Annotated in this window: 11 protein-coding genes, 1 tRNA gene and 1 pseudogene; 4 read left to right on the top strand and 9 right to left on the bottom strand. The window is 66.5% G+C overall.

Going from position 1 to position 12,928, the window contains the following annotated elements; genetic code table 11:
- Positions 1-250 precede the first annotated feature (250 nt).
- Complete coding sequence (locus D472_RS0122595; protein ID WP_026117979.1) at positions 251-544, top strand: GroES family chaperonin; 294 nt, start codon at positions 251-253, stop codon at positions 542-544.
- Between the two features lie 190 nt (positions 545-734).
- On the opposite strand, the pseudogene D472_RS26955 reads toward D472_RS0122595, so the two are convergent.
- From D472_RS26955 to D472_RS0122575, 3 genes and pseudogenes are all read right to left on the bottom strand, one after another.
- Positions 735-1,627, bottom strand: a pseudogene (locus D472_RS26955) (carbohydrate ABC transporter permease).
- Positions 1,624-2,472, bottom strand: coding sequence for a carbohydrate ABC transporter permease (locus D472_RS0122580; RefSeq protein WP_017606716.1), 849 nt, complete (start codon positions 2,470-2,472; stop codon positions 1,624-1,626). Before D472_RS0122580 ends, D472_RS26955 begins: the two are co-directional and overlap by 4 nt.
- Before the next feature lie 106 nt (positions 2,473-2,578).
- Complete coding sequence (locus tag D472_RS0122575) at positions 2,579-3,886, bottom strand: ABC transporter substrate-binding protein (RefSeq protein ID WP_017606715.1); 1,308 nt, start codon at positions 3,884-3,886, stop codon at positions 2,579-2,581.
- 220 nt (positions 3,887-4,106) lie between these two features.
- Between D472_RS0122575 and D472_RS0122570 the strand changes: the two genes are divergently transcribed.
- A complete protein-coding gene (locus D472_RS0122570) occupies positions 4,107-5,114 on the top strand; it encodes a LacI family DNA-binding transcriptional regulator (protein ID WP_033304478.1) in 1,008 nt (335 codons plus the stop codon).
- Positions 5,111-6,697, top strand: a complete 1,587-nt coding sequence (locus D472_RS0122565) for a glycoside hydrolase family 13 protein (RefSeq protein WP_017606713.1) — start codon at positions 5,111-5,113, stop codon at positions 6,695-6,697. The genes D472_RS0122570 and D472_RS0122565 overlap by 4 nt, the downstream gene beginning before the upstream one ends.
- 213 nt (positions 6,698-6,910) lie before the next feature.
- On the opposite strand, the gene D472_RS0122560 is transcribed toward D472_RS0122565, so the two are convergent.
- The 4 genes from D472_RS0122560 to nadD all read right to left on the bottom strand — a co-directional run bounded on the left by D472_RS0122560 (position 6,911) and on the right by nadD (position 9,099).
- A tRNA-Ala gene (locus D472_RS0122560) sits at positions 6,911-6,983 on the bottom strand.
- A gap of 124 nt (positions 6,984-7,107) precedes the next feature.
- Positions 7,108-7,731, bottom strand: a complete 624-nt coding sequence (locus D472_RS0122555) for a histidine phosphatase family protein (protein WP_017606712.1) — start codon at positions 7,729-7,731, stop codon at positions 7,108-7,110.
- A 211-nt stretch (positions 7,732-7,942) separates the two neighbouring features.
- The gene (gene rsfS, locus D472_RS0122550) at positions 7,943-8,341 is read right to left on the bottom strand and encodes a ribosome silencing factor (RefSeq protein ID WP_026117978.1); all 399 of its coding nucleotides are present in this window, start codon (positions 8,339-8,341) and stop codon (positions 7,943-7,945) included.
- 104 nt (positions 8,342-8,445) lie between these two features.
- Positions 8,446-9,099 (bottom strand): nicotinate-nucleotide adenylyltransferase, encoded by a 654-nt coding sequence (gene nadD, locus D472_RS0122545; protein ID WP_017606710.1) that lies wholly within the window; start codon positions 9,097-9,099, stop codon positions 8,446-8,448.
- 327 nt (positions 9,100-9,426) lie between these two features.
- On the opposite strand from nadD, the gene D472_RS0122540 reads away from it, so the two are divergent.
- Positions 9,427-10,512 (top strand): M48 family metallopeptidase, encoded by a 1,086-nt coding sequence (locus D472_RS0122540; RefSeq protein ID WP_017606709.1) that lies wholly within the window; start codon positions 9,427-9,429, stop codon positions 10,510-10,512.
- Between the two features lie 146 nt (positions 10,513-10,658).
- Here the strand turns inward: D472_RS0122540 and D472_RS0122535 are convergent, their stop codons facing one another.
- A complete protein-coding gene (locus D472_RS0122535) occupies positions 10,659-11,381 on the bottom strand; it encodes an alpha/beta hydrolase family protein (RefSeq protein ID WP_017606708.1) in 723 nt (240 codons plus the stop codon).
- Positions 11,382-11,736: 355 nt separating this feature from the next.
- Positions 11,737-12,714 carry a hypothetical protein gene (locus tag D472_RS0122525; protein ID WP_017606706.1) on the bottom strand — a complete coding sequence of 326 codons (978 nt, stop codon included), beginning with the start codon at positions 12,712-12,714 and terminating at the stop codon, positions 11,737-11,739.
- Positions 12,715-12,928 lie beyond the last annotated feature (214 nt).

Raw genomic sequence — 12,928 nt, 5'->3', positions numbered from 1 at the left:
ACCTCCTCCATGCCATGGAGGCGCGCTACCAACTGCGCCATAGCCCCTGGTCTGCCGGGCGGTTTCCCCGCTCGGCATGTGGATACTCTACCCGACTTCGAGGGCCGCTCGAACCAGGGACGAACATCGAAGGTCCACCGAGTGCCGAACCGATGTCCACCCGGAACCGTGCTGAGCGCTCTGAGCGAGCCGAGTCCTCCTCCGGGGTGAATATCCTGGGGATGTGCCCGAATCCAAACTTGAAATCCAGATGCTCCACGATCGCCTTCTGGTCAAGGCGGTCCCGGACAAGAGTGAGCGGCGCAGCAGCGCGGGTCTGGTCATTCCGGACACGGTGAAGTTGGCGACCCGACTCGCGTGGGGCGAGGTCCGGGGCGCGGGAACCGGCGCCCGACACGTGAAAACCGGTGACCGTGTGCTCTTCGACCCGGAAGAGCAAGGCGAGGTCGAATTGAACGGCGAGCGGTACGTGATCCTGCGAGAGCGGGACGTACACGCGATCGCGAACGAGTCTCCGGAACGGGGAACCGGCCTCTACCTGTAAGCATGCCCGTGAAGCCGGGTCCGCCACATGCGCGCGGACCCGGCTTCTCCGAGCCGGTCGAGTTCGTGCGCGAACGACACGGTGGTCGCAGCCTCCCAGAACTCGGGGTGCCGCGACCACCGTTGGAACACGCCCGCACGGGTCCGAAACACCACACGCTCTCGGGGTCAGTCCTTCGACACCGCCGAGATCAACCCTTCACCGCCCCCGAGGTCAGACCCGCGACGATTCGACGTTGCAGGACCAGAGCGAAGACGATCAACGGGACGGAGACCAGAACCGAGGCCGCCATGATCTGTCCGACCGGGTTCTCGTAACCGACCCTCTCGAAGGTGCCCACGAAGACCGGCACGGTCTGCACGTTCAGGTCACGTGGAGCGAACGAGAACGCGAGCAGGAACTCGTTGGTGGCGTAGACGAACGTCAAGATGGCCGCCGCACCCACGCCCGGTGCGGCCAGCGGCGCGACCACCTTCAAGAACGCTTGGAGGGGAGTGGCTCCGTCCACCTTCGCCGACTCCTCGATCTCCTTCGGGATGCCGGCGAAGAACGTGGTGAGGATGAAGATGGCCAGCGGCAGGGTCAGTGCCACGTACGGGATGACCATGCCCGCGTAGGAGTTGAGCAGATTGATTCCGGTCCACTCGTTGAGCTGCAGGTACATCTGGTACAGCGGGTTGACCAGCGCCACCGGTGGGAACAAGGTCGCCACCAGTNCTCCCCCGCCAGTGGAAGGCGCGCCAGCGCGTAGCCGGCCAGCGCGGCCACCGGGATGCAGATCAGGGTGGTCGCGGAGGCCACGATCAGCGAATTGCGCAACGGGAACAGGAACCCCTGCCCGATGACCTCCTCGTAGTTCCCGAAGTTGAAGGGCCCTTGGAGGATGTTGGGTTCGGTCAGCGCCACCGACCCCGTGCGCAGGCTGGTCATGCCCATCCACAGGAAGGGGAAGAGGCACCACACCAGGACCAACGCCAGTCCGAGCAGTTTGAGCGTGTTGACCACCAACGGTGGGGTACCACGCCGGGGCCGGTGTGCGGCCCGGACCGACCGGGCCGCTGCCCGCGTCTCTTCGGCGGTCATCGCTTCTCCTTCCGCCCCACGTCACCGACCATCTGACGGCCCATCCTGCTGATGAAGGCCAGGCCGACGAGCATGACGATGACGAACGTGACCGTGGACAGGGCGTTGGCGTAACCCAACTGTGGTTCGGCCACCAGGAATCGTTGTGCGTACACCGACAGGGTCGCCAACGAGTTCGAGTACCCGGCGAACACGTACGCGAAGTCGAACATGCGCAGCGCGTCCACGGTGCGGAACAGCAACGCCACCACGATCGCCGGACGCAGCAGCGGCAGCGTGACGGACCAGAACCTCTGGACCACCCCCGCCCCGTCCATCTTGGCGGCCTCGTAGTAGTCCCTGGGGATGGTCTGGAGTCCGGCCAGGAGCAACAGCGCCACGAACGGGGCGGTCTTCCACACGTCGGCGCTGATGATGCCGACCATCGCCCAAGCCGGGTCCCGAAGCCAGTTGATCTCGGTTCCCAGCACCGCGTTCACGAAGCCGGGGTTGTGGTCGAACATGTACCGCCACACCTGGGCGGCCACGGCCGTGGGGATCACCCAGGGAACCAGGATGACCGCTCGGGTCAGGCCACGGCCGACGAAGGCCTGGTGCATGATCAGCGCGAACGCCATCCCGATGACGAACTCCAGGGACACCGACGCCACGGTGAAGATCAGTGTGTTCTTGGCGGCGTTCCAAAAGCTGGGATCGGTCAGGGCGTCGACATAGTTGTCGACACCCACGAAGTCCCGGTGAAACCCTCGGATGTTGTAGAGACTCATCCCGATGGCGTAGAACACCGGGAAGAGCGCGATCAGGGCCATGAAGGTCAGCGATGGGGCGAGGAAGATCCGCCCCATCGCCTTCTCTCCCAGTCCCTGGGCGCGTCTGCCCACGGTCTTGGCGCCGGCTCCCCCAGCACCGCGACCCGCACCCGAAACAGAAGCAGGGCTGCTCATCGCGTCCCTAATCCTGTTCGAGCGCGTCGTTGGCCGCGTTGTCCACGGCTTCCAGAGCGCTCTCGGGGTCCTGTTGGCCCAAGAAGGCCGGGTGCAGGTTGTCCTGGATCACCAGTGACAGCGAGTTGTACCCGGGCACCGGCGGACGGGCGTCGGCCTCGGCGAGGATCTCACCGAGCATCTCGAAGTTGGGGTCGTCGGCGTCGTCGTAGGCGCTGAGCATGGTGGGCGGCAGGCTGTGTCCGGCGAGGATGTCCTGGGCCTCGGCGTCCGTGGCGGCCCACAGTACGAACTCGCGTGCCAGGTCCTTGTTCTCGCTGAGGCTGCTGACGGCGTTGTTCAGGCCACCCAGGGCGCTGGTGGTGCCCTCACCGGTGAAGGTGGGCAGCGGGGCCACGTCGAAGTTCCCGGCGACCTCGCTCTCTTCGCCCTCCTCGCCCTCCAGGAGCGGGATGGCGTAGGGCCAGTTGCGCATGTACACGGCCTCACCCGACTGGAACAGGGCACGGGCGTCGTCCTCGACCATGGAGTCGAAGCCCTCCGCGAAGAAGCCGTTCTCCTGCCCCTCGACCATGAAGTCCAGGGCGGTCTGAGCCGCGTCGCCCTCTAGGAACGTGGAGTTCTCCTGGGCGTCGTCGAAGAGTTCGCCGCCCGCGGACCAGAACATCTCCAGGTAGGTGACGACGAAGCCCTCGTACTGGTCGCCCTGGCCGACGAAGGGGGCGATGCCTTCCTCCTCGGCGGCCTCCATCCCGGTCTCGTAGAGCTCGTCCCAGGTCGTGGGGGGTTCGTCGATCAGGTCGGTCCGGTAGTAAAGGAAGGCACCGTTGGAGGAGTAGGGCAGGGCGTACAGTTCCTGCTGCCACTGGGCGCTGTCGATGGCGCCGGGGAGGCTGACCCCCTCGATCTCGCCGCGCATGTCCTCCAGGCTCTCGATGTACCCGAAGTCGGCGAACTCACCGGTCCAGATCACGTCCAGTCCCAGAACGTCGAATTCCCCGGCCTGGGACTGCAGGTCCTGGAACATGGCCTGCCGTTGTTCGTCGGCCGTGGGGGCCAGGAAGAACACCTCGACCTGTTGCTCGGGGTTGTTCTCGTTCCACAGGCGGGCGACGTCCTCGTGGATCTGCCGGTCGGCTCCGGTGACCGCCCAGACGAATTGGGGGTCGTCGGCCAGGCCGGCGCTCTCACCCTCGGCGTCGGACTCCTCTCCCGGTGGTTCTCCGCAGGCCGTCATCAGGGTCAGGGCCAGCGCCGCCAGGGCGGCGCCACTCGCCCGCCCCGCGTGCCTCCTGTGCCATGGAAGTACTGACATGACTCTCTCCTTTCGCGCCGTCCACGAACACGTGGGGCGCGGCGTCGAGGTATCGGAACGACCGCCGGTTCAACTGTATGAAAACGATGCCATTGAGCATGTGACGTAGTCAACACTCCTGCCCGGTAGTCATACACAGCGCATGTAGAGCTCATCGTGATCACAAGCAAGTCTGATGAAAACGTTGCCAGAACCCGGTCATCACTCTTACCGTAGGTTCATGTCCAACCGCCCCCCGAGTATGCGGGACGTGGCTCGTCTCGCCGGGGTATCCCTGTCCACGGTCTCCCGCGTGATGCGCGGTGTGCCCGGAGTCTCGCCCGTCGTTCGTGAACGAGTTCAGAGCGCGGCCGACGAACTGTCCTACGTCGTCTCCCGGAACGCCTCCGGGTTGGTCACCGGGCGCACCGGCCGAGTCGCGGTCATCGTGCCCTTCCTCCAGCCCTGGTTCTTCGGTTCGGTGCTGGCCGGTATCAGCGACACCCTGCGCCACGCGGACCTGGACATGCTCGTCCACCAGGTCGGTGAGCTGCGCGGACAGCGCGGCTGGACCCGGTCCCTGCCCCTACGCCGCAACAGCGACGCGGTCATCACCGTCTCCATGGACCTGTCCAGCGAGGAATGCGAGCGCTTGGACGACGTGGGTGTGCCCTTGGTACTCACCGGACAGAAGGTGCCCGGCCGGGCCTGCGTGTTCATCGATGATCGGCAGGGGGCCGCCAAGGCCACCCGTCACCTGCTCAACCTGGGGCACACCCGGGTGGCCTACATCGGCTCCACCGGCGGTCCCTGGCTCAGCCTCAGCTCCCGACACCGGTTGGAGGGTTACCGCGCCGCCATGGCCGACGCCGGACTCCCCGAGTGGAGCGTGCTGTCCTCGCCCGGCCGCCGGGGCGGAGAACTCGCCATGGGCGAACTGCTCGCCGAGCACCACCCGCCCACCGCCGTACTCACCGAGTTCGACGACATGGCCATGGGCGCCTACCGCACACTGCGCCGTTCCGGTGTCCCGGTACCCGGTGCGATCTCCCTCATGGGCTTCGACAACCACGAGGTCGCCTCGGTCCTGGACCTGACCACGGTCGACCAGGCCCCCCGAGCGATCGGAACGGCCGCCGCGGAACTGACCATCGGCATCCTCAACGAAGACGCCCCTCACCGACACGTGGAGATGCCCACCCAGCTCATCCTCCGCCAGTCCACCTCGACCGTAAGGGAGCGACCATGAGAACGTGGTGGCGCGACGCCGTCCTCTACCAGGTGTACCCGCGTAGTCTCGCCGATTCCGACGGCGACGGCGTCGGTGACCTGAAGGGGATCACCGACCGACTGGACCACGTCGCGGCGCTGGGCGTGGACGGGATCTGGCTGTCGCCGTTCTACCCCTCTCCTTGGGCCGACGGCGGTTACGACGTTTCCGACTTCCGTGGGGTCGATCCCCTCCTGGGCACGCTCGCCGACTTCGACTCCATGGTCGAGGCCGCGCACTCCCGCGATCTACGGGTCATGATCGACATCGTGCCCAACCACACCTCCCGGGCCCACCCGTGGTTCCAGGCGGCGTTGGCCTCTCCCGACGCACCCGAACGAGACCTGTACATATTCCGTGACGGTGCCGAGCCGCCCACCAACTGGCGTTCCACCTTCGGTGGGCCCGCCTGGACCCAGGTACCGGACGGACAGTGGTACCTGCACATGTTCGCCCCCGAGCAACCCGACCTGAACTGGGACCATCCCCGAGTGCGCGAGGAGTTCCGCGACATCCTGCGTTTTTGGAGCGACCGAGGGGTGGACGGCTTCCGGATCGACGTGGCCTACGCGCTGGTCAAGGACCTCGATCCACTGCGCGACCTGGTCCTCGTGGACGGAGGCCGGTTCGAGGACATCGCGGCCAACCCCGACCACCCCTTCCTCGATCGTCCCGAGGTGCACGAGGTGTACCGGGATTGGAACCAGGTACTATCGGCTTACGATCCGCCTCGTGCCACCGTCGCCGAGGTGTGGCTGCCCGGCGAGCGCCGGATTCGGTACACCCGGCCCGACGAGTTGAACCAGGCGTTCAACTTCGAGTACCTCCTGACCCCCTGGGACGCGGACGCCTACCGGAGGATCATCACCTCCTCGATCGCCGACGCCACCCGGGTGGGGACCGTCCCCACCTGGGTCACCGGCAACCACGACGTGGTGCGCAAACCCTCCCTGCTGGGCCTTCCCGAGGGCACCGACCCCCGGCGGTGGCTCCTGTCCAACGAACCCGAACCCGACCACGCCTTGGGCCGGGATCGTGCCCGCGCCCTGACCCTGCTCACCCTGGCCCTTCCGGGTTCGGCCTACGTCTACCAGGGCGAAGAACTGGGGCTGCCCGAGGTGGCCGACCTTCCCACCGAGGCTCTGGAAGATCCTCGGTGGAAGGGCAGCGGTGGCACCGACAAGGGCCGTGACGGCTGTCGTGTGCCGCTCCCTTGGACCAGGAAGGGTCCGTCCTTCGGTTTCGGATCGAACGGCTCCTGGCTCCCTCAACCCTCCTGGTGGGGTGAGTACTCCGTCCAAGCCCAAGAGGAAGATCCGACCTCGACCCTGTGGCTCCACCGGAACGCGCTACGTCTGCGCCGAGAACTCACCTCCGATGAAACCCTGGTCTGGGACGACCTGAATCAGGGCCCGATCCTGGCCTTCCGCCGGTCGAACGTGCTGGTCGTCATGAACACCGGCACCTCCCCCATCCCCATGCCGGACGGAGAGGTCCTTCTCGCCAGCACCGAGGTCTTCGAGCACCTCCCCGGCAACAGCACCGCCTGGATCAGAACCTGAGAACCCCATCCGCCCACACAACGAGAACGGCCCCTGGGCAAGGCCCCGCAAGATGCGGTCCCACGACGCGAGGAAACACCCCGACCACCCCACCGACCAACACGACCCGAACCACAAGGGGGTCACACCGGGGGGTCCGGGGGGTCTCCCCCGAAAACACCAAGGACGACCCCGCGAGCGCGCTCACGCGCGAGCAGGATCGTCCTGAGTCCGTGGAGCTATGGGGATTCGAACCCCAGACCTCCTCCATGCCATGGAGGCGCGCTACCAACTGCGCCATAGCCCCGTATGGGAGTCGTGCGAGGTGTTCGCCCCGCCGACTCCCTGAACTTTAGCGGATTCGGGGCGGTTAGTCGAAACGAAGGCCGGGCCTTTTGGCCTCACGCCGACCGAAGCCGAGCACCCGGCACTCAGACATCGTCACTGAGGACCACGGGCTCGGGCAGGCTGGCGGCGTTGTGCTCCATCAGACGCCAGGCCGGACCTCGCGTTTGCAGGATGGACCAGCAACAATTGCTGAGCGGCCCGAGAAGCTCACGGCGATCATCGGGAATCCCCAGCATCCGGGCGATGCCCACACGCAGTGCCGCTCCGTGACTGACCACGACCAGCAAACCCCCGGCCGGCGTCTTGGCGATTCCACGGTCGATGGCGGCGCGCATACGGTCGCCTACGTCGGCGATGTCCTCCCCATCCGGAATATCCATGGTGGGGTGTTCGACCGGCCAGAGCTCAGCGAGCTCAGCAGCGGTGTGCCCCTCCCAGGAACCGCCGAAACGCTCACGCAATCCCTTGTCGAACTCCACCGGAACCCCGGAGGCGCGTCCAAGGTACCCCGCGGTGTCGGCGGCACGCTTGAGGTCGGACGCGACGATGACGTCGGGTCCCAGGGAGGCGAGCAGTCGACCTGCTCGTTCGGCCTGGGCGTGGCCGACCGGATCGAGCTCGATGTCGGTCTGTCCTTGGAAGCGTTTCTCGACGTTCCAAGCAGTGCGTCCGTGCCGCCAGAACAGCACACGGGGGATGTCGCTCACGTGATGTCCTTCTACTCCGGCGACCGACCGCGGTCGCTTGGGGTCCTGTCCGTGGGGTCCCGTGGACCCGACGGAGCGCCGGTCGTCGATCCCGCGCGGAATCACCGCGCGTCCGGCAGGTCGCACCGCACGCATCCACTACCCGCCCGCCGGGTCGCCGCGCGCCCTTGGAGTCTTCACCCACCCTCGAAAGTCCTACCCGCTCTCAGGGTCAACGCTCGTCCAACGGACTACGTTCGGCTCCGCGCGAGCCCTCGGGGAGCTCGATCTCGGGGCAGTCCTTCCAGAGGCGTTCGAGTCCGTAGTATCCTCGCTCCTCCTCGTGCTGGATGTGCACGATGATGTCGGCGTAGTCCAGCAGGATCCAGCGGCCGTCCCGCTCCCCTTCCCTACGAACCGGCTTGACTCCGGACTTGATACGAAGCTGGTCCTCGACCTCGTCCACGATGGCGCGAACCTGACGGTCGTTGGGGGCCGAGCACAGCACGAAGGCATCGGTGATGATGAGCTGGTCGCTCACGTCATAGGCGATGATCTCTTCGGCGAGTTTGTCCGCCGCCGCCTCCGCGGCGACCTGGACGAGTTCCACTGCCCTATCGGTGGCTGTCACGTTGTGCTTGCTGCCTTACTTGTTCGGGTGTCGACCGGGATTCGATGGAACCCCGGTTTCCGGTACTTGGGACCAAGCCCCTTCGGGCTCCGGATCGGATTCCTTCAGGACTCCAGGTAGAGCCCGGTCTTGTTGATGTAGCGGACGATGCCGTCGGGCACCAGGTACCAGATGGGCTCGCCCTTGCGGACGCGTTCGCGGCACTCGCTGGAGGAGATCGCGAGCGCGGGCACCTCCACCAGGGAGACCTTGCCATCGGGCAGGCCGGTGTCACTGAGGTGGTGTCCGGGCCGGTTACAGCCTACGAAATGTGCGAGGTCGAAGAGTTCATCGACGTTGTGCCAGCTGAGGATGGCTCCGAGCGCATCGGCTCCGGTGATGAAGTACAGCTCCACGTCGGGACCGTAGGAGGCCCTCATCTGGCGGAGGGTGTCGATGGTGTAAGTGGGTCCCGAGCGATCGATCTCCACCCGATCGACTCTGAACTGGGGGTTCTCAGCGGTCGCGATGACCGTCATGAGGTAACGGTCCTCGGAGGGGGTGACCTTGTTCAGATCCTTCTGCCAGGGTTGTCCCGTGGGAACGAAGACCACCTCGTCGAGGCCGAAGAGGTGGGCGACCTCACTGGCGGCCACGAGGTGTCCGTGGTGAATGGGGTCGAAGGTGCCGCCCATGATGCCGACCTTGGTCGGGGCCGCACCGCGCCGCCTGGCGGGAGCGGAGCCGCTCTTCTGGGAGGCGTCGGTGGCCTCATTCATCACTGTGCGCTCCATTTCGCGGTGAACACTCATCTTCCAGCCGTCATATCCGACTGCTGGCCTCCTGGCCATCTCATCGCCTTGTTGCCGGTTTCGGCCAACTGAGATTAGCCGACCCTGGGTCTCCACGGACGGGGCAGCCGCCCACCAGCTCACCCGGATTCCCCCTTCCCTCTCCTGAACTGCTCGAACAAGGTATGCATCAGCTTCCTTCCTCCGCCCCGGGAGGTCCCTTCCTCCCGCCCCGAAAGGAGCACCCGAAAACGAGTCATATCTCGTTGGGCGTAAACCGTGGCCAAGCCGCATCGTGACGCATAGCATGCCGATATGGCCAACTCACCAGACCGCGTCCGTGTGCGGCTCACCGACATCTCACCGCGTGCCTATGAGCACCCCGCCGACCGCGGCGCCCTGGTCGCGCTGCGATCGTTGACGGGTTTCGACACCCTCGTCAAGTCCGTTTTCGGGCGTATCAACGAGCGCAGCCTGCGCCTGATGTTCCTCTCCAGCGCCGTACGGGTCAGCCCCACCCAGTTCCCGGAACTGCACGACTACCTACGCGACGCCGCCTACGTCCTGGACCTGGACGAGGTGCCCGAGCTCTACGTCAAGATGGACCCCCAGCCCAACGCCATGGCGATCGGCCGCAAGAAACCTTTCATCGTCATGACGACGGGTCTGTTCGACCTGTTCGACGCCGAGGAGAAGCGGTTCGTCATCGGCCACGAGGTCGGACACGTACTCAGCGGTCACGCCGTCTACCGCACCCTGCTCCTCCTCCTGGTGTGGCTGTCCACCAAGATCATGTGGATCCCCTTGGGCGCCATCGCCATCCAGGCGATTCTGGCCGGCCTCCGGGAATGGCAACGCAAGTCCGAACTGTCCAGCGATCGGGCCGGTTTGCTCACCTGCCAGAACCCTGAGGCCGCCAAGCGCGCCCTGATGAAGCTCGCCGGTGGATCCAACCTGTCCCAAATGAACCCCGACGCGTTCATGGAGCAGGCTCGCGAGTACGAAGGTGGTGGCGACGCCGTGGACAGCGTGCTCAAACTGATGACCACCGTCCCCGCGACCCATCCGTTCGCGGTGGTCCGGGTGGCCGAACTGCACCGCTGGGTGGAAAGCGGCGAGTACCGACGCATCGTCGACGGCGAGTACCCGCGCCGCGCCACCGACCGGGAGGCCAGTGTCTCCGAAGAGGCCGGCAACGCCGCGAGGTCCTACCGGGAGGAGTGGAACCGCACCTCGGACCCGTTGGTCACCACCTTGCGCGGGGTGGCCGACGGGGCCGGACGCGCGGGTGGCCGCTTCTTCGACTCCATGGCCGACCGTTGGCGCAATGGTGGCGGCCAGGGCGGTTCCAGCACCAAGGGTTCCAATGACCCGAACGACGCCGGTCAGAGCAACGGCTGACCTTCGCTCGCCACGAACGCACCACGCGGTGAGTCCCGTGAGCGGAGTGAGGTCGAACGAGGGGCCGGCCCGGCCGTCTGTCGGAGCCGGCCCCTCGTCCACTGAAATGGGTCCCATCACCCACCGGACGCCTCCACCCGGCAGGCTCAGCCCCACCCGTCCCTCAGGGCACCGCGCACGGTGCCCCAGGACCGATGTCCGGGGTCGATGACGGCGAAGTGGTCGGCCCCGGCGATCTCGTGGTACTCGACGGGGTCGTCCACCTCCCGTGCCGCCGCGACGTAGTCACGACTGTGTTCGACCGGAACGCGCTGGTCGGCGTCGCCGTGCAGCACCAGTTGGGGCACACCGAGAGGAAGCCGGTGCAAGGGCGAGGAGGTCGCGTACAGCCCCGGTGCGGGGTCGGGTCCGAGAAAGGGCGCGACGGCCCCCTCCCCCAGCTCCTCCTCCGCGCAGCGACGCAGGTCGGTGATGGGTGCGAGCGCGACCACCGAGGTCACGAGGGACTCCGTCGCGGTCATGAGTGCCAGATGAGCACCTGCGGAGTGCCCGATCGCCACGACTCGAGAGACGTCCAGGGCATCATCGTGGTCGGCGGTGTCGGCGAGCAGATCCAAGGCCCGGGCGACATCGTCGACGGTCTGGGGCCAACCACCGCCATCAGCACCGGTGCGGCGGTACTCGACGTTCCATACCGCCCACCCGGCATCGCGCAGGTCATCGGCCAGAGGAGCCATGAGACCGGCGTCGTGGCGGTCACGCCACCACCCACCGTGCAGCAGGACCGCCACGGGGGCGGGGCCTGGTGCCGTGCGGGGTGCGTGACGGTGGACGATCTGACTGGGGTGGTCACCGTAGGTGGTGGGCACCGTGCTCTCCCTCAGATGGTGTCGATTCGGTCGCAACGGAAGCGTCCGGGGCTCGGGCCCGCTACGTGGTCACCGTGGATACCCGACGCCATCACCGCGATCATCCACCGCCCTCCCCCACCGGCGTTCCCGCACCGTCATCTTCCACTGTCGTCAGAGCCTTTCGGGCACAGCGCGACGAACACAGCGCCCGACCCACCACCTACGGTCAACGAACCGGCGAGCCTTCTCGGCGGCCATCGGTGGCACCGGATCCCGCTCGTCCTCCTGCGGCCCGAGCCCTGAAGATACGGCGGCGCCGGTGACCAAGGGCCACCGGCGCCGCCGTGGAGGGTGTTCCGTTCACCCGAACGGGTTACTCGAAGGCGGGACCGGCCTCGATGGCGTCCTCAATGGTCTCGGCGCGGGCCTCTTCGACCAGCTCCTCCAAGTCGGCCTCGTGGGCCTCGAACTCGGCGGTCACCTCGGCGGCCAAGGCACGCATGGCGACCTCTTGGGTGACGATGCCACCGCGAACACGGTTGGCGTCACCGATCTGCGCGGTGGGGCTGTTGCCGTTGGCGACCAGGTCACCACCGACGATGTTGTTGTCGATGTAGGCGCCACCGGAGACGCCGGTGACCGACAGGTCGCCGTCGATGTAGTTGACCGAGGCGCAGTAGCCCTCGGTCTCGCCCGCGCCGACCGCCACCGGGCCGGAGCTCGCGCTGTAGGTGGCGTCGCCCAGGACCTCGCTGTCGCACAGGATCCCGCCACTGGCGGACCCGTTGACGGTCAGGTCACCGCGGATCACGCTGTCGTAGATATCGGCGTAGACGACACCGTCGGCGTTGACGCCACCGCCGACGCGAGCTCCATTGGCGTAGAGCTCACCGGTGGCGGCGTCGATGGAGGCCGCGGAGGAGTCGACCACGTAGACGAAACCGTCGTTGGCGGCACCGTCGGCGGCCTGGGCCCGTAGCTCGGCGACCGAGCTCCCCTCCTCCAGGTAGGTTCCGTAGGACCCGGCGTTGACCAGGTCGCCGTCGACCGTGCTGTCGGAGGCGTCGAAGTAACCTTCGGTGTTGACCGATACCTCACCCTTGATGGAGCCACCGACGATGTGCAGGTTGGCTCCCTCCTCCACGGTGACGTCGCCCTGGATGACGGTGCCGTCCAGGTAACAGCTCGCGCCCGCCGGGACCTTGAGGTCCGTGGGCAGGGTGATCGCGCCGCCATGTCCGGAGCACAGAGTGATCAGGTCGGCCTGGGCCGGGGCGGCCATGAGGGTGATGCCGCCGATCGCCAGAGCCGCGGTGGCGGTGGACGCGGCGACCTTACTCCCGAGCTTCATGCGGGGGATTTCCTTTCGTCGTGACCGGTGGGGGCGGACGCTCTTGATTCGAGGGTTCGAGTGCGGGAAGAGCTCCGTATGACACCACAGTGAAAGTACCGACCGACAAGCGCTTTGGGAATACTTGTCCGGCGAAGATTCGCTTCTGTCCAGGTTTCGAATGAGAAAACGGCGGTCGTGCCACAAGCGACCACCGCTCCTCCTTCTCCACGGG

This window comes from Nocardiopsis alkaliphila YIM 80379, assembly GCF_000341005.1.
GTDB lineage: Bacteria > Actinomycetota > Actinomycetes > Streptosporangiales > Streptosporangiaceae > Nocardiopsis > Nocardiopsis alkaliphila.
The sequence above is the reverse complement of the archived record's forward strand: the minus strand, read 5'-3'. Positions and strand labels throughout refer to the sequence as shown.

What these genes read in the sequence shown, in the direction of transcription:
- D472_RS0122540 (WP_017606709.1), top strand. Translation starts at nt 9,427, where the DNA reads ATGGCCAACTCACCAGACCGCGTCCGTGTGCGGCTCACCGACATCTCA.
- D472_RS0122565 (WP_017606713.1), top strand. Translation starts at nt 5,111, where the DNA reads ATGAGAACGTGGTGGCGCGACGCCGTCCTCTACCAGGTGTACCCGCGT.
- D472_RS0122570 (WP_033304478.1), top strand. Translation starts at nt 4,107, where the DNA reads ATGTCCAACCGCCCCCCGAGTATGCGGGACGTGGCTCGTCTCGCCGGG.
- nadD (WP_017606710.1), bottom strand. Translation starts at nt 9,099, where the DNA reads ATGAATGAGGCCACCGACGCCTCCCAGAAGAGCGGCTCCGCTCCCGCC.
- D472_RS0122595 (WP_026117979.1), top strand. Translation starts at nt 251, where the DNA reads ATGCTCCACGATCGCCTTCTGGTCAAGGCGGTCCCGGACAAGAGTGAG.
- D472_RS0122575 (WP_017606715.1), bottom strand. Translation starts at nt 3,886, where the DNA reads ATGTCAGTACTTCCATGGCACAGGAGGCACGCGGGGCGGGCGAGTGGC.
- D472_RS0122525 (WP_017606706.1), bottom strand. Translation starts at nt 12,714, where the DNA reads ATGAAGCTCGGGAGTAAGGTCGCCGCGTCCACCGCCACCGCGGCTCTG.
- D472_RS0122580 (WP_017606716.1), bottom strand. Translation starts at nt 2,472, where the DNA reads ATGGGGCGGATCTTCCTCGCCCCATCGCTGACCTTCATGGCCCTGATC.